Origin of the sequence: Pantoea sp. GD03673 (assembly GCF_029844725.1) — a bacterium.
In the GTDB taxonomy this organism is placed as follows: Bacteria; Pseudomonadota; Gammaproteobacteria; order Enterobacterales; family Enterobacteriaceae; genus Pantoea.
Map to the genome: position 1 here is coordinate 452,462 of NZ_JAOCKJ010000001.1, position 19,869 is coordinate 472,330.

17 protein-coding genes, 2 tRNA genes and 2 other RNA genes are annotated in these 19,869 nt (G+C 53.1%); 12 read left to right on the forward strand and 9 right to left on the reverse strand.

The features are described from left to right. Positions 1-194: 194 nt before the first annotated feature. Complete coding sequence (gene adhE, locus N5J69_RS02140) at positions 195-2,882, forward strand: bifunctional acetaldehyde-CoA/alcohol dehydrogenase (RefSeq protein ID WP_279767778.1); 2,688 nt, start codon at positions 195-197, stop codon at positions 2,880-2,882. A 68-nt stretch (positions 2,883-2,950) separates the two neighbouring features. Here the strand turns inward: adhE and tdk are convergent, their stop codons facing one another. After that, the gene (gene tdk / locus N5J69_RS02145; protein ID WP_279767779.1) at positions 2,951-3,571 is read right to left on the reverse strand and encodes a thymidine kinase; all 621 of its coding nucleotides are present in this window, start codon (positions 3,569-3,571) and stop codon (positions 2,951-2,953) included. Positions 3,572-3,978: 407 nt separating this feature from the next. Between tdk and hns the strand changes: the two genes are divergently transcribed. Further along, positions 3,979-4,389: a histone-like nucleoid-structuring protein H-NS gene (hns, locus tag N5J69_RS02150; protein ID WP_279767780.1), complete on the forward strand. Its 411-nt coding sequence runs from the start codon at positions 3,979-3,981 to the stop codon at positions 4,387-4,389. Positions 4,390-4,467: 78 nt separating this feature from the next. On the opposite strand, the gene N5J69_RS02155 is transcribed toward hns, so the two are convergent. The 5 genes from N5J69_RS02155 to rssA form a co-directional block, all read right to left on the reverse strand. Beyond that, positions 4,468-5,475 (reverse strand): NAD-dependent epimerase, encoded by a 1,008-nt coding sequence (locus N5J69_RS02155; protein ID WP_279767781.1) that lies wholly within the window; start codon positions 5,473-5,475, stop codon positions 4,468-4,470. 14 nt (positions 5,476-5,489) lie between these two features. Then, the gene (locus N5J69_RS02160; protein ID WP_279767782.1) at positions 5,490-6,830 is read right to left on the reverse strand and encodes a UDP-glucose/GDP-mannose dehydrogenase family protein; all 1,341 of its coding nucleotides are present in this window, start codon (positions 6,828-6,830) and stop codon (positions 5,490-5,492) included. A 22-nt stretch (positions 6,831-6,852) separates the two neighbouring features. Further along, on the reverse strand, positions 6,853-7,761 hold the full coding sequence (gene galU / locus N5J69_RS02165; protein WP_279767784.1) for a UTP--glucose-1-phosphate uridylyltransferase GalU: 909 nt from the start codon (positions 7,759-7,761) through the stop codon (positions 6,853-6,855). A 193-nt stretch (positions 7,762-7,954) separates the two neighbouring features. Next, positions 7,955-8,971 (reverse strand): two-component system response regulator RssB, encoded by a 1,017-nt coding sequence (rssB, locus tag N5J69_RS02170; protein ID WP_279767785.1) that lies wholly within the window; start codon positions 8,969-8,971, stop codon positions 7,955-7,957. Between the two features lie 99 nt (positions 8,972-9,070). Next, positions 9,071-9,976 (reverse strand): patatin-like phospholipase RssA, encoded by a 906-nt coding sequence (gene rssA / locus N5J69_RS02175; protein ID WP_279767786.1) that lies wholly within the window; start codon positions 9,974-9,976, stop codon positions 9,071-9,073. A 96-nt stretch (positions 9,977-10,072) separates the two neighbouring features. Between rssA and N5J69_RS02180 the strand changes: the two genes are divergently transcribed. From N5J69_RS02180 to xthA, 7 genes are all read left to right on the forward strand, one after another. Beyond that, a complete protein-coding gene (locus N5J69_RS02180; RefSeq protein ID WP_279767787.1) occupies positions 10,073-10,528 on the forward strand; it encodes a YchJ family protein in 456 nt (151 codons plus the stop codon). Positions 10,529-10,584: 56 nt separating this feature from the next. After that, positions 10,585-11,433 carry a formyltetrahydrofolate deformylase gene (gene purU, locus N5J69_RS02185; protein ID WP_003852258.1) on the forward strand — a complete coding sequence of 283 codons (849 nt, stop codon included), beginning with the start codon at positions 10,585-10,587 and terminating at the stop codon, positions 11,431-11,433. A gap of 144 nt (positions 11,434-11,577) precedes the next feature. Next, positions 11,578-11,662, forward strand: a tRNA-Tyr gene (locus N5J69_RS02190). A gap of 38 nt (positions 11,663-11,700) precedes the next feature. Then, positions 11,701-11,785, forward strand: a tRNA-Tyr gene (locus N5J69_RS02195). A gap of 45 nt (positions 11,786-11,830) precedes the next feature. After that, a non-coding RNA gene (locus N5J69_RS02200) (RtT sRNA) lies at positions 11,831-11,958 on the forward strand. Positions 11,959-11,999: 41 nt separating this feature from the next. Then, positions 12,000-12,127: non-coding RNA, RtT sRNA (locus tag N5J69_RS02205), on the forward strand. Positions 12,128-12,295: 168 nt separating this feature from the next. Further along, entirely contained in the window at positions 12,296-13,102 is an 807-nt protein-coding gene (xthA, locus tag N5J69_RS02210; RefSeq protein WP_279767788.1) for an exodeoxyribonuclease III, read from the forward strand. A 33-nt stretch (positions 13,103-13,135) separates the two neighbouring features. Here the strand turns inward: xthA and N5J69_RS02215 are convergent, their stop codons facing one another. From N5J69_RS02215 to N5J69_RS02225, 3 genes are all read right to left on the reverse strand, one after another. Beyond that, positions 13,136-13,444 (reverse strand): DUF1496 domain-containing protein, encoded by a 309-nt coding sequence (locus N5J69_RS02215; protein WP_279767789.1) that lies wholly within the window; start codon positions 13,442-13,444, stop codon positions 13,136-13,138. Then, positions 13,441-15,357 carry a DNA topoisomerase III gene (locus N5J69_RS02220; RefSeq protein ID WP_279767790.1) on the reverse strand — a complete coding sequence of 639 codons (1,917 nt, stop codon included), beginning with the start codon at positions 15,355-15,357 and terminating at the stop codon, positions 13,441-13,443. The genes N5J69_RS02215 and N5J69_RS02220 overlap by 4 nt, the downstream gene beginning before the upstream one ends. Positions 15,358-15,550: 193 nt before the next feature. Then, a complete protein-coding gene (locus N5J69_RS02225) occupies positions 15,551-16,102 on the reverse strand; it encodes an NAD(P)H nitroreductase (RefSeq protein WP_279767791.1) in 552 nt (183 codons plus the stop codon). Between the two features lie 173 nt (positions 16,103-16,275). Between N5J69_RS02225 and sppA the strand changes: the two genes are divergently transcribed. The 3 genes from sppA (at position 16,276) to pncA (ending at position 19,862) form a co-directional block, all read left to right on the forward strand. Next, complete coding sequence (gene sppA / locus N5J69_RS02230; RefSeq protein WP_279767792.1) at positions 16,276-18,138, forward strand: signal peptide peptidase SppA; 1,863 nt, start codon at positions 16,276-16,278, stop codon at positions 18,136-18,138. 85 nt (positions 18,139-18,223) lie between these two features. Next, the gene (gene ansA / locus N5J69_RS02235; protein WP_279767793.1) at positions 18,224-19,237 is read left to right on the forward strand and encodes an asparaginase; all 1,014 of its coding nucleotides are present in this window, start codon (positions 18,224-18,226) and stop codon (positions 19,235-19,237) included. 16 nt (positions 19,238-19,253) lie between these two features. Beyond that, a complete protein-coding gene (gene pncA / locus N5J69_RS02240) occupies positions 19,254-19,862 on the forward strand; it encodes a bifunctional nicotinamidase/pyrazinamidase (RefSeq protein ID WP_279767794.1) in 609 nt (202 codons plus the stop codon). Positions 19,863-19,869 lie beyond the last annotated feature (7 nt).

Consider the following 19,869-nt stretch of genomic DNA (forward strand, 5'->3'; position numbering starts at 1 on the left):
AACCAGGTAATCTTTTCTTAACGGAAGGATAAGCGTCAGTGAAGGAAATTTTGCTGACGACAGCGCAAGACTCGTTCAGTAAACAGTTGAAAATCCGGGCGTTCCCTGTCAGCCAGACGCGTTATTGCAGCGTGACTATACTCAGGGCGCAGGATTGTTTACTAAAAAAGTTTAACTTCCTTCAGGAGAACACCATGGCCGTAACCAATGTCGCTGAACTCAATGCACTGGTTGAACGTGTAAAAAAAGCCCAGCGTGAATATGCCAATTTTTCTCAACAACAGGTCGACGCCATCTTCCGCGCTGCCGCCCTCGCCGCTGCAGACGCCCGAATCCCGCTAGCCAAAATGGCCGTTGCCGAATCCGGTATGGGCATCGTCGAAGACAAAGTGATCAAAAACCACTTTGCTTCAGAGTATATCTACAACGCGTACAAAGATGAAAAAACCTGTGGCGTGCTGGCCACTGACGATACGTTTGGCACAATTACCATCGCCGAACCGATTGGCCTGATTTGCGGTATCGTCCCGACCACCAACCCGACTTCAACCGCCATTTTCAAAGCGTTAATCAGCCTTAAAACCCGTAACGGGATCATCTTCTCGCCACACCCACGCGCCAAAGACGCGACAAATAAAGCTGCCGATATCGTCCTGCAGGCCGCCATTGCCGCGGGTGCACCAAAAGATATTATCGGCTGGATTGATGCTCCTTCTGTTGAACTGTCCAACCAGCTGATGCATCACCCTGACATCAACCTGATTCTCGCCACCGGCGGTCCGGGCATGGTGAAAGCGGCTTACAGCTCCGGTAAACCGGCGATTGGCGTGGGTGCCGGTAACACGCCGGTGGTGATTGATGAAACCGCCGATCTGAAACGTGCCGTTGCTTCTATTCTGATGTCAAAAACCTTTGATAACGGGGTGATCTGCGCCTCTGAACAATCCGTCATTGTGGTTGATTCAGTCTATGACGCCGTGCGCGAACGTTTCGCCAGCCACGGTGGCTACCTGCTGCAGGGGGCTGAACTGAGTGCAGTGCAGAACATCATCCTGAAAAACGGCGGCCTGAATGCGGCCATCGTGGGCCAGCCCGCGTTTAAAATCGCGGAAATGGCCGGACTCAGCGTGCCAGCGAGCACCAAAATCCTGATTGGCGAAGTGAAACTGGTGGATGAGTCTGAGCCTTTCGCTCACGAAAAACTCTCTCCTACCCTTGCCATGTATCGGGCAAAAGATTTCCAGGATGCCGTAGAAAAAGCGGAGAAACTGGTCGCCATGGGCGGTATCGGTCACACCTCCTGCCTTTATACCGACCAGGATAACCAGACTGAGCGCGTGCACTACTTCGGCGACAAAATGAAAACCGCACGTATTCTGATCAACACCCCTGCTTCACAGGGGGGTATCGGTGACCTCTACAACTTTAAACTGGCACCGTCTCTGACGCTGGGTTGTGGTTCATGGGGCGGTAACTCTATTTCAGAGAACGTTGGTCCAAAACACCTGATCAATACCAAAACTGTCGCCAAGCGAGCTGAGAATATGTTGTGGCATAAACTTCCTAAATCCATCTACTTCCGTCGGGGTTCACTGCCAATTGCGCTGGAAGAAGTGGCAACGGACGGTGCAAAACGCGCCTTCATCGTTACTGACCGCTTCCTGTTCAATAACGGTTATGCCGACCAGGTGACCCGCGTGCTGAAATCACACGGCATCGAGACCGAAGTGTTCTTTGAAGTTGAAGCTGACCCGACGCTGAGCATCGTGCGTAAAGGTGCAGAGCAGATGAACAGCTTTAAGCCTGACGTCATCATCGCACTGGGCGGCGGTTCCCCAATGGATGCGGCGAAAATTATGTGGGTGATGTACGAACATCCGGAAACCCACTTTGAAGAACTGGCGTTACGTTTCATGGATATCCGTAAACGTATCTACAAGTTCCCGAAAATGGGCGTTAAAGCGCGCATGGTGGCTATTACCACCACCTCAGGTACCGGTTCAGAAGTGACGCCGTTCGCTGTGGTAACCGATGATGCGACCGGTCAGAAATATCCTCTTGCTGACTATGCATTAACACCGGATATGGCAATTGTGGATGCCAACCTGGTGATGGATATGCCGCGTTCACTCTGCGCCTTTGGGGGTCTGGATGCCGTCACCCACGCACTGGAAGCCTACGTTTCCGTACTGGCGAATGAATACTCGGATGGACAGGCGCTTCAGGCACTGAAACTGCTCAAAGAGAACCTGCCAGCGAGTTATGCCGAAGGGGCTAAAAACCCTGTGGCACGTGAACGCGTTCACAATGCCGCGACGATTGCCGGTATTGCGTTTGCCAACGCCTTCCTCGGGGTCTGTCACTCAATGGCACACAAACTGGGTTCAGAGTTCCATATCCCGCACGGCCTGGCCAATGCCCTGTTAATTTCGAATGTCATTCGTTACAACGCCAATGACAACCCGACTAAACAGACGGCGTTCAGCCAGTACGACCGTCCGCAGGCGCGTCGTCGTTACGCTGAAATTGCTGACCACTTAGGGCTGAGCGCACCAGGCGACCGCACCGCGCAGAAAATTGAAAAGCTGCTGGCCTGGCTGGATGAGATCAAAACTGAACTCGGTATTCCAACCTCAATCCGTGAAGCTGGCGTGCAGGAAGCGGACTTCCTGGCAAAAGTGGACAAACTGGCTGATGACGCGTTTGATGACCAGTGTACCGGTGCAAACCCACGTTATCCGCTGATTGCGGAGCTGAAACAGATTATGCTCGATACCTACTACGGACGTGAATTTGTTGAACCGTTTTCAGGTATCGCCGACGCCGTGTCTGAACAGCCGGTGAAAGGCATTAAAGCTGACAAGAAAGCGAAGAAAGTCTGATAGTCTGCGTCTGACTTTCTGATAAAAAAACCCGCCACGGCGGGTTTTTTATTGGCTGAATTACGCGGTCAGTTCAGCGGCGTCTGCGCACCGTGAATCGCCTGCAACGACCCCTGCTCTATGGCCTGTTTATAATGCTTACGGCACACGGAGATATACCGTTCGTTGCCGCCTATAACCACCTGCTCGCCCTCACTGAAAGGTTTACCCTCACTATCCAGTCGCAGCACCATGCTGGCCTTGCGGCCACAGTGACAAATGGTTTTAAGTTCAACCAGCTTATCTGCCCATGCCAGCAGATACTGGCTGCCTGTAAACAGTTCCCCGCGAAAATCGGTTCTCAGGCCATAGCAGAGCACCGGTATATCCAGATTATCCACGACATCAGAGAGCGCTTTAACCTGCTCGCGGGTCAGAAACTGACTCTCATCAACCAGTACGCAATGAACAGGCTGCGCGGCGTGCTCGGCGGCAATGTCCTGGTAGAGTGAGGTTTCGGCGTTGTACAGCATGGCAGGCGACGAGAGTCCGATACGGGAACTCACCTGCCCGGCACCAAACCGGTTATCAATTTCAGCGGTATAGACCAGTGAACGCATGCCGCGCTCCTGATAGTTATAGGAGGATTGCAGCAGTGCGGTCGATTTCCCTGCATTCATGGCAGAGTAATAAAAATAGAGTTGAGCCATAGCGCGTATCTTCATCAGGACTTAACGGAATGGCGCGCATATTAACACAAAGCGCGGGCAATACGGTGCGGTGTTGCGGCAAATAAACCGTAGCGGCAGGCCTGTTATACATCCTCACGCATCGCAGGAAGCCGGTTATCTGCGTTTCACGCTGGATAAGTTTTACTTATTTTACCCGCACCAAAAGGAATGACATTTTTGTTACTGACCTAAATACATTAAATTTATTGTATATCAGGCCGGGCGAAATTATTTTTTATTCGGCCTGACCGTGAATGTCTGACTGCGAATATTTTTTAATTACGCGGATAATCACCCTCTGAATATTTTTTATGATTGAACTTATTTAATGTCACCACTACTATTAGCGGGCAACACAACTTTTCCCTTATTCAGAGACCAGGACAATGAGCGAAGCACTAAAAGTTCTTAATAATATCCGTACGCTGCGCGCCCAGGCCAGAGAGTATTCCGTCGAAACACTGGAAGAGATGCTGGAGAAACTGGACGTGGTGGTAAAAGAGCGCCGCGAAGAAGAGTCGCATTTTCAGGCAGAAAATGAAGAACGCACGCGTAAGCTTAATCAGTATCGTGAAATGCTGCTGGCCGATGGAATCGACCCGAATGAACTGATTAATACACTGACGGTTACCACACGAACTGCAGCAAAAGGGAAACGCTCAGTGCGCCCGGCCAAATATGGTTACACCGATGAAAAAGGCGAGTCCAGAACCTGGACGGGTCAGGGAAGGACACCTGCGGTGATAAAAAAAGCGCTGGACGAACAGGGTAAAACGCTGGACGATTTTTTACTGTAATACATGCCGCTTCGCTGCTTAAAGCGTAACCTGATGCCGCATAAAAAAAAGGAAGCCGGAGCTTCCTTTTTCTTTTAATCAGACGCGGTAAAAATCGCGGTACCAGTCAACGAAGTTTTTAACGCCCTCGTCCACCCCGGTCTGCGGTTTATAACCAATCGCGTTAAACAGCGCTTCGGTATCTGCACTGGTTTCCAGTACATCACCGGGCTGCATTGGCATCAGATTCTTTTTCGCAGTGATACCCAGTGCTTTTTCAATCGCTTCAATATAGCGCATCAGCGTAACAGGCTGACTGTTGCCGATATTATAAACCCGATACGGTGCTGAGCTGGTTGCCGGTGAACCGGTTTCAACTGTCCAGTTATCATCCCGCTGCGGAATGACATCCTGCAGACGAACAATCGCCTCAGCAATATCGTCAATATAGGTGAAGTCGCGTTTCATCTGGCCCTGGTTATAAACATCGATGGCCTCACCGGCAAGCATTGCACGGGTGAATTTGAACAGGGCCATATCCGGGCGGCCCCACGGACCATAGACGGTAAAGAAGCGCAATCCGGTCGTCGGTAACTGATAAAGATGGGAGTAAGTGTGTGACATTAACTCGTTGGCTTTCTTCGTTGCCGCATATAAAGAAACCGGATGATCAACGCTGTCTTCGGTAGAAAACGGCATTTTGCGATTCAGGCCATAAACTGAACTGGATGACGCATAAAGCAGATGTTCAATTTTATGATGGCGGCACCCTTCAAGAATATTGAGGTGACCAATGAGATTGGAATCTGCATAGGCATGCGGATTTTCAATGGAATAGCGGACGCCAGCCTGAGCGCCAAGGTGGATGACGCGCTGAAATTTGTGCTGGCCGAACAGTGACGCTATTGCGTCACGGTCCGCCAGATCCATCTCAATAAAAGTAAAACCAGATTCAGCTTTAATTAAATCGAGACGGGCCTGCTTGAGATTTACGTCGTAATAATCATTCAGGTTGTCGATACCGACAACCTGGTGACCGGCGGCCAGCAGACGCTGACTGACATGAAAACCAATAAAGCCTGCGGCGCCGGTGACCAGAAAGTTCATAAATCCCTCGTTAATTATGCAGTTTGAATAGACGCTCCGCGGCCGATTGCATAATAAACGAAACCGCGTTTGCTGATACGCTCTGGATCATACAGGTTACGACCATCAAAAATCACGGCTTCTTTCAGTGCATTTTTGATTACGTCGAAGTCAGGTGCACGGAAGTTTTGCCACTCCGTACAGATGACCAGACCGTCTGCGCCCTGCAGTGCCGCTTCTTTGGTTCCCATCAGCTTAAGATCGCTGCGGTGACCGTAGATGCGCTGCGCTTCATCCATTGCTTCCGGGTCAAACGCCTGAACCGATGCGCCAGCTTCCCACAGCGTTTCCATCAGCACACGGCTGGAGGCTTCACGCATGTCGTCAGTGTTAGGCTTAAATGACAGGCCCCAGAGTGCAAACGTTTTACCTTTCAGATCGTCACCAAAATGACGCTTGATAAAGGTCGGCAGCTTGTTTTTCTGATTGTCATTCACATCTTCTACGGCCTGCAGAAGACGTGGCTGATAACCGATAGACTCAGCAGTACGAATTAACGCCTGCACATCTTTCGGGAAGCAGGAGCCGCCGTAACCGCAGCCTGGATAGATGAAATGGTAGCCAATGCGGGGATCAGAACCGATACCCTGCCGTACTTTCTCAATATCCGCGCCTAAACGTTCAGCCAGATTAGACATCTCGTTCATGAAGCTGATTTTAGTGGCCAGCATGCAGTTTGCTGCATACTTGGTCAGCTCTGCGCTGCGGATATCCATCATGATCATGCGATCGTGATTGCGGTTAAACGGCTCATAGAGCTCGCGTAACAGTTCTACTACGTCGTCGTTGTCGGTGCCGACAACGATACGCTCCGGACGCATACAGTCATTAACTGCAGCACCCTCTTTCAGGAATTCCGGATTTGAAACCACGTCGAAGCTGATGCTGGCATCACGCGCTTTCAGCGTTTCCGTCATTACTGCACGAACTTTGTCTGCTGTGCCAACCGGAACGGTTGATTTGTCGATAACCACTTTGTGATCGTTCATATGCTGCGCAATGGTGCGCGCTACGGCGGTCACATATTTCAGATCGGCTGAGCCGTCTTCATCTGGTGGAGTACCGACTGCAATAAACTGCATAACACCATGGTTTACGCCCAGTGCAGCATCTGTGCTGAACTTCAGACGGCCCGCTTCGTAATTAGACATTACCAGCGGGGTTAAACCTGGTTCGAAAATAGGGATGATGCCTTTTTTCAGATTTTCGACTTTGTTTTCGTCGACATCAATGCAGAGAACGTCATGTCCGACTTCGGCTAACACCGCAGCCTGAACCAGACCGACATAGCCGATACCAAATACAGTGACTTTCATCGAGTTATCCTGTGTTTATGAATTACTTTTTGTTGCCAACTGCGCCATCGAGCCATTCAGAAAAATCTTTGCCCAATACCGGATGACGAACACCGTACTCAACGAAAGCCTGCATGTAGCCCAGTTTGTTACCACAGTCGTGGCTCACGCCTTTCAGGTGATAGGCTTCTACAGTCTCTTTTTCCATCAGCATTGCAATGGAGTCAGTCAGCTGAACTTCGCCGCCTGCGCCTGGAGGGGTTTTAGCCAGCAATGGCCAGATGTCAGAAGAGAGAACGTAACGACCGACTACGGCCAGATTTGATGGCGCTTCTGTCGCTTTAGGCTTCTCAACCACACCCACCATTGGTGCGCTGTCGCCTGGGTTCAGTTCTGCACCCTGGAAGTCGACAACACCGTAAGCGGTAACATCGGCAACCGGCTCAACCATGATCTGGCTGCGGCCAGACTCTTCATAACGGCTCAGCATCTCTGCCAGGTTATCTTTGGTTGGGTTTGATTCATATTCGTCGATGATGACGTCTGGCAGGATAACGGCAAATGGCTCATCACCGATCAGTGGGTGTGCACACATAACGGCGTGACCCAGACCTTTAGCGATGCCCTGACGAACCTGCATGATGGTGACGTGCGGCGGGCAGATTGACTGGATTTCATCCAGCAGCTGACGCTTAACGCGTTTTTCCAGCATTGATTCCAGTTCGAAGCTGGTATCAAAGTGGTTTTCGATGGCATTTTTTGATGAATGCGTTACCAGCACAATTTCGTTGATGCCAGCAGCGATACACTCGTTAACGACATACTGGATTAACGGCTTATCAACCAGCGGTAACATCTCTTTTGGAATCGCTTTGGTAGCCGGGAGCATACGCGTACCCAAACCCGCTACCGGGATTACCGCTTTTTTTACTTTGGTATTATTGGCAGACATTAAGATACCTCTCTTATAGGCCGTTCAAGTTAATACTTGATATGTCGGTTTAAAATCGGAAATGAGTATATCAGTTAGTATCGAACGGATTTATCCTGGAAGGGACTAAACCGTCGAAATTAAGACTATTACCCAACTGTAAAGCTAAATGCTGGCCCTGTACTCAGCGCCAGAACCTCCCTGTTGTCAGCACTTATTCTTCTGTTGAAAGCATCAACCGGATGCGACCGCCCGCGCCCCAGACATGGCACTGCCAGTTGTCTGCGCGCTGACTGATTTGATTTAGATGGGTGCTGCCCATAGTGCCAAGGGGGACACCATTACTGAGCTGAATCTGATGAGCCTGAACATGCAGTGTGGCGTTTAATCCGGCCGAAACCAGAATCAGATTTTTTAAACCGCGATGATAGTAACCCACCAGCAGCGGGAACTGACCGCTCAGGTTCGCCTGACGCAGCAACAGATTGACCTGTCTGAGCAGTCCGTTCAGCTCCGGCAGACGCTGTTTCTGGCCGGTAAGCTGCTCCTGCAACAGGCCATTGAACAGCGCCCGCAGCAGCAGTGCCGCCAGCACGCCGTTGTCACCGGCGCGCGTTACGTCAAGACAGTAAAATGCCAGATCTTTATCGGAGAGTGCCGCGATATCAAGCACCAGCCCGGGCTGCTCGGCCATCGTCAGCTGGCGGTAATTAATCCGGCAGTTTGCAATGGTCTGCTGTACCGGCGGCTGGAGTTGTTTAAGCAGTTTGGCGGCGGCTTTTGGATCGCGAACCAGCGCATCCCAGTCCTGGAACAGCTGCTCATCCTCTTCCACTTTTGAGGTAAACATTGAGGGATAGAGACACTCATAAACCGCTTCGCGGAAGCGTTCGAAGTTTTTGAGCGGCTTAAGCAGCACATCCTGCACCCCAAGACGCAGTACATGTGCGATATCGGACATGTTCTCGGTGGCCGAGACGATGAGTATCGGCACGACGTTGCCGCGGGTACGAATATGCTCTACGAACTGGATACCACTCATACGGGGCATTTCCAGATCGCAGATAATCAGGTCGACAGCATGCTGTTGTAGTTGTGCAATTGCTTCCAGACCGTCTTCCGCTTGTAACGTCACAGCACCCATCGATAACAAAAATTGGTCCAGCAACGAACGGAAAACAGCCTCATCTTCGACAATGAGAATCTTTTTGCCGAGTAGTGGTTTTTCCATTCTTTCCCCCTGCGTACCAGATATTTCAATAGTGGTTCATAAAACGCAGTTGCGCCTTTCAGAATTGCCCGAAGTCACCGTTTTGAATGAACAACCTGATTATCTGCCACGGACCAGTGGTAATAGTTCATACATTTTCTTCTCTACGGCGGTCCTGCCTGCCTGAATAGCCTCTTCAGCACGATGAAAGTCCAGCGTCGAAATTTGCGGACAGACCGGCTGTATCAATACATCGGGCGGATCGCCTGCCATTCGGTTTCGCTTAAGGCGATTCTCCAGCACCTGAATAGAGGTAGACATAATCTCCATTGCCCCAGGTGACTGAGATGCACGGCGCTGGGTGAAATTCACCAGGCGCTGTCGCAGCTTGCCACCCCAACTCAGTGCCGCTGCGGCAGCTTCTTCTTCGCTGTTCTGAGGTGTAACGGAAAAGAGATCCTGCTGCATTAAATGTGCGTCATGCTGTAAGTCAACGGCGATAACAATGTCCGCGCCCAGGGCGCGGGTCAGTGAAATCGGCACCGGGTTAACCACAGCACCATCCACCAGCCAATACCCATTGTAGCCCACCGGCGGTAATAAACCTGGCATACTGCAGGAAGCGCGGACCGCCTGATGCAGATCGCCCTCCGTCAGCCAGAGCTCACGCCCGGTACTGAGGTTGGTTGCCACCACGCCAAAGGGTTTATCACAGTGCTCTATTGCATCATTGGGGATCAGCTGACGGACATGGTTAAACACCCTTTCGCCCCGTAATAACCCGCCACGCTGCCATGAGACATCCATCAGGCGAATCACATCCCAGTAGCGAAAGGCACTGACCCATTTTTCCATCAGTGGCAGACGGTTGTTCACATAGGCAGACCCGACCAGCGCGCCGACTGAGCAGCCTGCAACGACATCAATCTCAATGCCTGCGCGCTCCAGGGCGTTAATCACGCCGATGTGTGCCCATCCCTTGGCCGCTCCAGAACCCAGAGCCAATCCAATTTTTACCTTTCTCATTTGTATCTGGTCCTGCCGTCAATACGTAGCGTCACAACGTGGGGTCAGCTAACATAGCGCGCTTGTGAAATCGACTCATTATTCCCGGGAGACAATGTGTCAGAAACCTGCCCATGTTGTAGCGGAGAGCAGTATAGCGTATGTTGCGGGCCCTTTCTCCAGGGCAACCTGATTCCTGTTACAGCTGAACAACTTATGCGCTCCCGTTATAGCGCCTATGTTAAGCATAATGCGGACTATCTGGTTGCGACCTGGCATCCTGAGAAGCGTCATCCGGGGCTGTCAGGGCTTTTATCTGAAAGTTTTTCGGGCACCGAATGGCTGAGCCTGAATGTAACCCGTTGTAATCATGGAAGCCATGAGAACGAAGCTTTCGTTACCTTTTTTGCGCGATACCGCGAGAAAACCAACATACAGGCCATTCATGAGTGTTCACGCTTTCTTCGCGAGGATCAACGCTGGTACTATGTTGACGGTACAGTCCCGTCCGTGGGGCGTAACGATCCCTGCCCCTGCGGCACTGGCAAAAAATTCAAAAAATGTTGTGGTTAAGCTAATGGCTGCCCCAGCGGTTTACACCCTAATGCTTTGACAGGACTCTGATTGAGATGCAAGCGCAAACCATGCAAAGAAAAGTTTTACGAACCATTTGTCCCGATGCAAAAGGTCTGATCGCCAAAATCACCAATATTTGTTACAAGCACGAACTTAATATCGTGCAGAACAATGAGTTTGTTGATCATCGCACCGGGCGTTTTTTCATGCGCACCGAGCTGGAAGGGATTTTCAACGACAATACCCTGCTTGCTGACCTCGACAGCGCCCTGCCACAGGGTTCAGTGCGTGAACTGCACAGCGCCGGTCGTCGTCGCGTGGTGATTCTGGTCACCAAAGAGGCACACTGCCTGGGCGATCTGTTAATGAAGAGCGCGTTCGGCGGCCTAGATATGGAAATTGCAGCGGTTGTGGGTAACCACGATACCCTGCGTTCGCTGGTTGAACGTTTTGACATTCCGTTTGTGCTGGTCAGTCACGAGGGGTTGACGCGTGAAGAGCACGATAACCGCATGGTGGAAGAGATTGACCGCTATCAGCCCGATTACGTGGTGCTCGCAAAGTACATGCGCGTTTTGACGCCTGCTTTCGTGCAGCGTTACCCTAATCAGATTATCAATATTCACCACTCGTTCCTGCCCGCCTTTATCGGTGCCCGTCCTTACCATCAGGCTTACGAGCGTGGGGTGAAGATCATCGGTGCCACTGCGCACTATGTGAATGACAATCTCGATGAAGGCCCAATCATCATGCAGGATGTGATTAATGTCGATCACAGCTACACCGCTGATGAGATGATGCGTGCGGGTCGCGATGTAGAAAAGAATGTCCTGAGCAACGCATTGTATAAAGTTCTGGGACAGCGCGTGTTCGTTTACGGCAACCGCACGATTATTCTTTAATCAGCCAGTGCGCTGAATTGCTTGCAGATTCAGCGCTACGCGTAAAAAGTGGGCAAACAGTTGGGCTTTTGCCAGCGGGCGCTTTACACCCTTATCGCATTTGGTATGATGCGCCCCGCTTTAAGAGAGAAAGATTCAGGCCAAGGTGGGATTCCCGAGCGGCCAAAGGGAGCAGACTGTAAATCTGCCGTCACAGACTTCGAAGGTTCGAATCCTTCTCCCACCACCATCTGAATCTGAATTCTCTTAAGCCACTTCATTATCCCTGGTGGGATTCCCGAGCGGCCAAAGGGAGCAGACTGTAAATCTGCCGTCACAGACTTCGAAGGTTCGAATCCTTCTCCCACCACCATCCTTGCATTCTGCACATAACCCCAAAAATAAACGTCCTTAGCTTCCTGATTCTGCGGGGAGAGGGATGAGAACCTTCGATCAAGGTTCGGGTCGAGCATTGCGAGACAACGCGCTTCAGCGCGGCCCGCAGGGTGAAGCGCAACGCGCCGAATAATCCTTCTCCCACCACCATTCTTGCATGTCGCAGTCAGTCCCAAACAAATATCAAAGCTTCCTGTTCTGCGGGGAGAGGAATGAGAACCTTCGATCAAGGTTCGGGTCGGGCATTGCGAGACAACGCGCTTCAGCGCGGCCCGCAGGGTGAGGCGCAACGCGCCGAATAATCCTTCTCCCACCACCATCCTTGCATACTGCATCAAACCCAAAAAACGCCTTAGCTTCCTGTTCTGCCCTGCACCGCCTTACGTTGTTACCCGCTTTCGCACAAACTCAGCCTGTTCTGCCATGACTTTTTCACCAAAAATCGCTACCATCTTCGCCCATTATTAGCTGAACAATGGTCGATCTCATGAAATTTGTTTCATTTAACATCAATGGGTTGCGTGCCCGCCCGCATCAGCTTCAGGCGCTTGTCGAACAGCATCAGCCCGATGTGATCGGTCTGCAGGAAACGAAGGTCCATGACGACATGTTCCCACTGGAAGAGGTGTCAGCGCTTGGCTATCACGTCTTCTATCATGGGCAGAAAGGCCACTACGGCGTAGCGTTGTTAACCAAAGCCCAGCCCGTGTCAGTCAGCCGGGGCTTTCCGGGTGATGACGAAACGTCCCAGCGCCGCCTGATCATGGCGGAAATCCCCAGCCCGATTGGCGACATTACGGTGATAAACGGCTATTTTCCGCAGGGCGAAAGCCGCGACCACCCCACCAAGTTTCCGGCTAAAGAGAAGTTCTATCGCGATCTGCAGCGTATGCTGACCGAGGATCTGCCTGCTGATAAGCCGGTTCTGATTATGGGCGACATGAATATCAGCAGTACCGATTTAGATATCGGGATTGGTGAGGACAGCCGCAAGCGCTGGCTGCGCACCGGCAAATGTTCCTTCCTGCCGGAAGAGCGCGAGTGGATGGATCGCCTGCTGGGCTGGGGTCTGGTTGATACCTGGCGTGAGCACAATCCGGACGTTGCAGACCGCTTCTCCTGGTTCGACTACCGCTCGAAAGGGTTTGATGATAATCGCGGGTTGCGCATCGATCTGGTGCTGGCAAGCAAAACCCTGGCGTCACACTGCGTTGAGAGCGGCATTGATTATGAGATCCGGGGCATGGAGAAACCTTCTGACCACGCCCCTATCTGGTCAACCTTCCGCTTTTGATTAATGGTCGCGTGGCTGAGCGCCACGCGACGGCTATTTCACTATTTTCCAGATCAGGTTGTTGGTGCCAATGGCGTGTTCATCGCGGGCGCATTGCAGCAGCACCCCTTCCGATTTCACCACCGCGCCTTCGGTGTAATTGCGGTTCTCAAAAATACAGCAGCGAAGACAATCTGGCTGACGTCCCTCTGCCTGCGTCCAGGCTTCCGGCGGCATATCCACCACCACATCGGTATTCACACCGCTGTTGCCCTGTGGCATCGACTGATAACGACTGTTGGCCTGCACTGCGCTGGTCACAAGCATAAGAGCCATGACCAGTAATACTGAATAACGCCTCATTCCGTCTCCTTCACTTTACGCCTGGTTTTGCGCACCGGACGTTTCTGACCGGTGGACGGTAATCCCCGAAATGCATGCGCCGCAGGCTGCTGTCGCGCCTGCTGGATCAGCCCGGTTAAGGTCTGCACCAGTGGCTGCATAAACTCATCATAGCGGCAGGCCTTTTCGCTGATGCGCGTCAGTGTCGATTCCCACTGCGCGGTCATATCCGGCCGGGCCGCCAGATCGGGCAACGAGTGAATCAGGGCGCGTCCGGCATCAGTCGCGTTGATATAGCGGCCCTTTTTCACCAGGAAACCACGACGAAACAGTAATTCGATAATGCCGGCGCGTGTGGCTTCCGTTCCTAAACCATCGGTCGCACGCAGCACTTTCTTTAATTCTTTATCCTGAACGAACCGGGCGATGCCAGTCATCGCAGAAAGAATGGTGGCATCGGTAAACGGGCGTGGCGGCTGAGTCTGCTTCGCCAGCACCTCGCCACGCTCACACAACAGCGCATCCCCTTTCGCCACCACCGGCAGCGGCATGCCGTCATTCTCTTCATCCCGCTCTTTGCTCCCCAGCAGCGCGCGCCAGCCCGCCTCGGCCAGGAAGCGCGCTTTCGCCACAAATTTTCCGCCAGCGATATCAAGATCGATGACACATTTACGGAAAACAGAATCCGGGCAGAACTGCATCAGATACTGACGTGCCACCAGCTCATAAATATGCTGCTCGCTCTCACTGAGCTTTACAGCACTGCTTCGGGCCGTTGGAATAATGGCGTGGTGAGCATCGACTTTTTTATCATCCCAGCAGCGATTTCTGCGATCGGCACTGAAATCTGACGGTGGCGTGAGTTGCGGCTGATGCGCCTGTATCGCGTTTAACACCGCATGACGCCCGGCAAAATGTTCTTCAGGCAGATAGCGGCTGTCGGAACGCGGATAGGTAATCAGTTTATGGGTTTCATAGAGCCGCTGACAGGTATCCAGCACCGTCTGGGCACTCATGCCATAACGTTTTGCAGCTTCAATCTGCAGGCTGGACAGGGAAAAAGGCAGCGGAGCTACCTCATTTTCGCGCTTGTCGCTGTAGGCCGTGACAATGGCGGGCTGACCGGTGATACGCGCCACCACATGATCGGCCAGCGCACGTTTGAGCAGACGACCCTCTTCATCCTGCCACGGCTCACAGGCTTCGCTGGGGATCCAGCTGGCAACAAATCTGGCACCATCAGGCGTAAGGATATGCGCTTTAACTTCGAAGTAATCTTTCGGCACGAAGTTTTCAATCTCTTCATCGCGCCGCACCACCAGTCCCAGCACCGGCGTCTGCACCCGGCCCACTGACAGCACACCATCGTAGCCCGCATTGCGTCCCAGCAGCGTCCAGGCACGGGTCATGTTAATGCCATAAAGCCAGTCAGCACGGGCGCGGGCCAGCGCAGAGACGCACAGCGGGATAAATTCGCGGTTCTCACGCAGACGGTTTACGGCACGATCCACGGCCTGAGGGTTAAGATCGTTGATCAGACAGCGCTGCACTTTGCTGCGTTTCTCAGCCGGCAGGTTCAGGTAGTCCAGCACTTCATCCACCAGCAACTGCCCTTCCCGATCCGGGTCACCGGCATGCACCACTTCGCTCGCCTGCGCCAGCAAACCCTCAACCACTTTCAGCTGCTTTGCGACCGACGGACGCGGTTTCAGCTGCCATTTTTCCGGGATGATCGGCAGATCGGCCAGCGACCAGCGTGCATAACGGCTGTCATAGCTGTCGGGCTGCGCCTGCTCCAGAAGATGTCCCACGCACCAGGTAACGATTTGATCGTTGCCGCAGGCAATAAATCCATCACCGCGTCGATGCGGTTTTGGCAGCACATCCGCGATAGCACGCCCAAGGCTCGGTTTTTCCGCAATAAACAAACGCATTGAATCAGGTAATCCTTAACATCAGGGGAACACAGTGATAACCGGTTGTTCGCTGTCGGTTTGAATCTTACGGGCTATGTTAGCCTGGCAGGGCTTCGGGCGTAAGCGTGATGCACGGTGAGAGCTATCGTTCGCACAGGAACCGTGCAAACGGCAGGGCTGAAACAGACCCTGCCGGAACCCGACAGGCCGATCAGAAATAGCGGACGAAAGGTGCAGTGTCAGGCGGGAGCACCGTAGTGCTGGATTTCAGTTGCGGGGTGCCCAGATAGAGAAAACCGACAATCGCATCCTGCTCACGGCAGCCAAAACCCTGACGAACCCGCGCGTCATCGGTCCAGGGACCGCTGCGCCAGATACCGTTGTAACCCTGAGCCAAAGCCGCCATCTGCATCGCCATTACAGCACAGCTCGCCGAGGCGATCTGTTCCCAGCGCGGCACTTTGTGATGCTCTTCGCAATAGGCCACCACCGTAATGATCATCGGTGCGCGAAAAGGTGACTGGCTTGCTTTGTTAATCGCCTTTTCATCCAGCTGTTTGTCGCGTGCCGCCTGCTCAAGCAGCTGACTCATCCGGTCGCGTCCCTCATTTTCGACAATAATAAAGCGCCAGGGTTGCAGCGTGCCGTGATCCGGGGCGCGCATGCCAGCCCGCAGGATATTTTCCAGTGCGTCACCCGCTGGTGCTGGCTCAGTCAGGCGTGAGGCCGAACGTCGATTGACCAGTAACTCCAGTGCGTCCATGTTTCTCTCCCGATCTCAGTAGTGTTGCCATTATCCTGGCACAGGCAGATTTTTTGTAACAGTGCGCGGTGATTTCCTGCTGACTTTTAACACGGCGCTCTTTAGGATGAGCTCGTCGGGGAAGTCTGGTCCGCGCGGCGGCCACTTCCTGCTACATATTTATGGAGAGTCTGATGCGCACATTGTGGCGAATAATTGCAGGTTTGTTCCGCTGGAGCTGGCGGGTGCTGAATTTTATCAGGGAATTTATTCTGAATATTTTCCTGATTTTGTTGATTGTGGTGGGTGTGGGGATCTGGCTGCAGGTCAGCGGTTCGGGCGGCAGTTCAGCGCCCATTCAGCAAGGCGCACTGAAAGTTGATCTCAGTGGCGTACTGGTTGATAAACCATCAGTGAGTAACCGTCTGAGTAAAATTGGCCGTCAGCTGCTGGGTGCCAGCAGTGACCGCTTGCAGGAAAATTCGCTGTTTGATGTGGTCGACGCGATTCGCCAGGCAAAAGGCGACAGCAACATCAAAGGCATGGTGCTCGATTTACGTGAATTTGCCGGTGGCGATCAGCCTTCGCTGCAATATGTGGGTAAAGCGCTGCGTGAATTCCGCGACAGCGGCAAGCCAATTTTTGCCCTGGGTGACAGCTACAGCCAGGCGCAGTATTACCTTGCCAGTTATGCCACCAAAATCTACCTGTCGCCACAGGGCACGGTGGACCTGCATGGTTTCGCCACCAACGGGCTTTATTACAAAACCCTGCTGGATAAGCTGAAAGTCACCTCGCACGTCTTCCGTGTCGGGACCTATAAGTCAGCGGTCGAGCCGTTCCTGCGTGACGATATGTCGCCAGCAGCGCGTGATGCTGACAGCCGCTGGGTTGGTCAGCTGTGGCAGAACTATCTGAATACCGTGGCGGCGAATCGCCAGATCACCCCGGAGCAACTCTTTCCGGGCGCAGCGGCAATTATTGCCGGATTAAATGCGGTGAAAGGCGATACCGCGCAATATGCGCTGGATAATAAACTGGTCGATGCGCTGGGTTCCCGGGCAGCTGCCGATGAGGAGCTGGTGAAAACCTTTGGTCTGGATAAACAGAGCAACGATTATCGTAGCGTCAGCATTTATGACTACAGCGTGAAACCTGCCTCTGCACAGCAGGATGGGAACATTGCGGTAGTGATGGCCAGCGGTGCCATCATGGATGGCGAAGAGACCCCTGGCAACGTCGGCGGCGACACCACGGCGGCGCAGATCCGCGATGCGCGTCTCGATCCCAAAATCAAAGCGATCATTCTTCGGGTGAACAGCCCCGGTGGCAGCGTAACGGCTTCTGAAGCAATTCGTGAAGAGCTGGCTGCGGCCCAGGCAGCAGGCAAGCCGATCGTGGTCTCTATGGGCGGCATGGCGGCATCCGGCGGTTACTGGATCTCAACCCCTGCCAGCTACATTGTGGCGAACCCCAGCACCCTGACCGGATCGATTGGTATCTTCGGCGTGATCAATACGCTGGAGAACAGTCTGGACAGCATTGGCGTGCACACGGATGGTGTCGCGACCTCCCCGCTGGCGGATATTTCCACCACCAAAGCGTTGCCAGTGGAAGTTCAGCAGATGATGCAGCTGACCATTGAGAATGGTTACCGCAACTTTGTGGATCTGGTAGCGAAGTCGCGTCACAAAACGCCAGAGCAGATTGATGCGATAGCGCAGGGCCATGTCTGGACCGGCAGCGACGCAAAAGCCAATGGTCTGGTTGATGCGCTGGGTGACTTCGATGACGCCGTGAAGAAGGCAGGCGATCTGGCGAAAGTGAGCAAGCCACAGCTGAGCTGGTATCAGGATGAGCCCGGCTTCCTGGATATGATGCTGAGTCAGATGAGCGCCTCTGTGCAGGCGGTATTGCCGGACACGCTGAAAGCCTGGCTGCCAGCCCCCATGCTGGATGTCATGAGTGCGATGAAAGCCCAGCCGGGTCTGTTCGATAAGCAGAACGATCCTCAGAACCGTTACGCCTTCTGCCTGAACTGCGGCGAAGTGCGATAAACCTCGCAGCCCGGCCGCTGGTCGGGCTGCTTTTCCCCGCTATTCCCCTTATACTGCGCGTTTTATGGCGAGCCTGAGTTCTCTAATGCAAAAGAAAAACATCTACGTAGCCTACACTGGCGGGACAATCGGCATGCAGCGCTCGGCGCAGGGTTACATTCCGGTCTCCGGACACCTGCAGCAGCAGCTGGCAAACATGCCGGAGTTCCACCGCCCCGAAATGCCTGATTTCACCATTCATGAATATCAGCCCCTGATCGACTCTTCCGACATGACCCCGGAAGACTGGCAGTTTATCGCCAACGATATCCGACAAAACTACGATCGCTATGATGGTTTTGTGATTCTGCATGGCACAGACACCATGGCGTTTACCGCTTCAGCGCTCTCATTTATGCTGGAAAATCTGGCTAAGCCGGTCATTGTTACCGGATCGCAGATTCCTCTGGCAGAGCTGCGCTCTGATGGTCAGCAGAATCTGTTAAATTCTCTTTATGTGGCGGCCAACTACCCGATCAGTGAAGTGTCGCTGTTTTTCAACAACACGCTGTACCGCGGTAACCGTACCACCAAGGCCCATGCCGATGGCTTTAACGCCTTTGCTTCGCCAAACCTGTCTGCCCTGCTGGAAGCGGGCATTCATATTCGCCGACTCAATACGCCACCGGCCCCATCCGGTCAGGGTGAACTTAAAGTCCACACCATCACGCCTCAGCCCATTGGTGTGGTCACCATCTATCCGGGAATTTCTGCCGACGTAGTGCGTAACTTCCTGCGACAGCCGGTGAAAGCGCTCATCCTGCGTTCTTATGGTGTGGGCAATGCGCCGCAGAACAAGGAATTTCTGGCAGAACTCCAGCAGGCCAGCGAGCGTGGTATTGTGGTGGTCAACCTTACCCAGTGTATTTCAGGCAAGGTAAATATGGGCGGATACGCGACGGGCAATGCGCTGGAACATGCTGGCGTTATCAGTGGATTTGACCTGACTGTAGAGGCCGCGCTGACCAAGCTGCACTTTTTACTTAGCCAGGAACTCTCTGCCGAACAAATCCGTGCCAGAATGCAGCAGAATTTGCGCGGCGAACTGACTGAAGACTGAAACGGAGCGACATGTAATGAAGCGGGCACTCATCATTATTGATATTCAGAACGATTTTTGCCCCGGCGGCCCGATGGCAGTCCATGAGGGCGACCACACGGTCGCGGTGGCAAATCGTTATGCGCGTATGTTCCGTGAAAACGGTGAATGTGTACTGGCGCTACAGGACTGGCACCCGGCCGATCATGGCAGCTTTGCCTCGGTTTCCGGCGAGCCTGTCTATACCCTGGGCGAGTTAAATGGTCTGGCGCAGATCTGGTGGCCCGATCACGGCATTCAGGGCTCGGCTGGCGCGGACTTCCATCCTGGCCTGGATCGTTCACTGTTCGATGCAACTTTCCATAAAGGTGAGGATCAGGATGTCGACAGCTACAGCGCCTTCTTTGATAATGGCCACCGTCGTAAAACCGAGCTGGACAGCTGGCTGCGCGAACGGGGTATCACCCATCTGGTCATGCTGGGACTGGCGACAGATTACTGTGTGAAATACAGCGTGCTGGATGCGCTGGAACTGGGCTATCACGTCGAGGTGGTCAAAGAAGGCTGCCGTGGCGTCAATCTGAACCCTGAGGACAGTGACATCGCCTTTGCTCAGATGACGGCTCAGGGCGCGATTCTGATTTAAAAAGGGA

Excerpts from the sequence above, each read along its gene's own strand:
- rssB (WP_279767785.1), bottom strand. The coding sequence starts at position 8,971 with ATGGAAAAACCACTACTCGGCAAAAAGATTCTCATTGTCGAAGATGAG.
- N5J69_RS02220 (WP_279767790.1), bottom strand. The coding sequence starts at position 15,357 with ATGCGTTTGTTTATTGCGGAAAAACCGAGCCTTGGGCGTGCTATCGCG.
- sppA (WP_279767792.1), top strand. The coding sequence starts at position 16,276 with ATGCGCACATTGTGGCGAATAATTGCAGGTTTGTTCCGCTGGAGCTGG.
- adhE (WP_279767778.1), top strand. The coding sequence starts at position 195 with ATGGCCGTAACCAATGTCGCTGAACTCAATGCACTGGTTGAACGTGTA.
- rssA (WP_279767786.1), bottom strand. The coding sequence starts at position 9,976 with ATGAGAAAGGTAAAAATTGGATTGGCTCTGGGTTCTGGAGCGGCCAAG.
- purU (WP_003852258.1), top strand. The coding sequence starts at position 10,585 with ATGCAAGCGCAAACCATGCAAAGAAAAGTTTTACGAACCATTTGTCCC.
- xthA (WP_279767788.1), top strand. The coding sequence starts at position 12,296 with ATGAAATTTGTTTCATTTAACATCAATGGGTTGCGTGCCCGCCCGCAT.
- N5J69_RS02155 (WP_279767781.1), bottom strand. The coding sequence starts at position 5,475 with ATGAACTTTCTGGTCACCGGCGCCGCAGGCTTTATTGGTTTTCATGTC.
- tdk (WP_279767779.1), bottom strand. The coding sequence starts at position 3,571 with ATGGCTCAACTCTATTTTTATTACTCTGCCATGAATGCAGGGAAATCG.
- pncA (WP_279767794.1), top strand. The coding sequence starts at position 19,254 with ATGAAGCGGGCACTCATCATTATTGATATTCAGAACGATTTTTGCCCC.
- ansA (WP_279767793.1), top strand. The coding sequence starts at position 18,224 with ATGCAAAAGAAAAACATCTACGTAGCCTACACTGGCGGGACAATCGGC.
- N5J69_RS02160 (WP_279767782.1), bottom strand. The coding sequence starts at position 6,830 with ATGAAAGTCACTGTATTTGGTATCGGCTATGTCGGTCTGGTTCAGGCT.
- N5J69_RS02225 (WP_279767791.1), bottom strand. The coding sequence starts at position 16,102 with ATGGACGCACTGGAGTTACTGGTCAATCGACGTTCGGCCTCACGCCTG.
- hns (WP_279767780.1), top strand. The coding sequence starts at position 3,979 with ATGAGCGAAGCACTAAAAGTTCTTAATAATATCCGTACGCTGCGCGCC.
- galU (WP_279767784.1), bottom strand. The coding sequence starts at position 7,761 with ATGTCTGCCAATAATACCAAAGTAAAAAAAGCGGTAATCCCGGTAGCG.
- N5J69_RS02215 (WP_279767789.1), bottom strand. The coding sequence starts at position 13,444 with ATGAGGCGTTATTCAGTATTACTGGTCATGGCTCTTATGCTTGTGACC.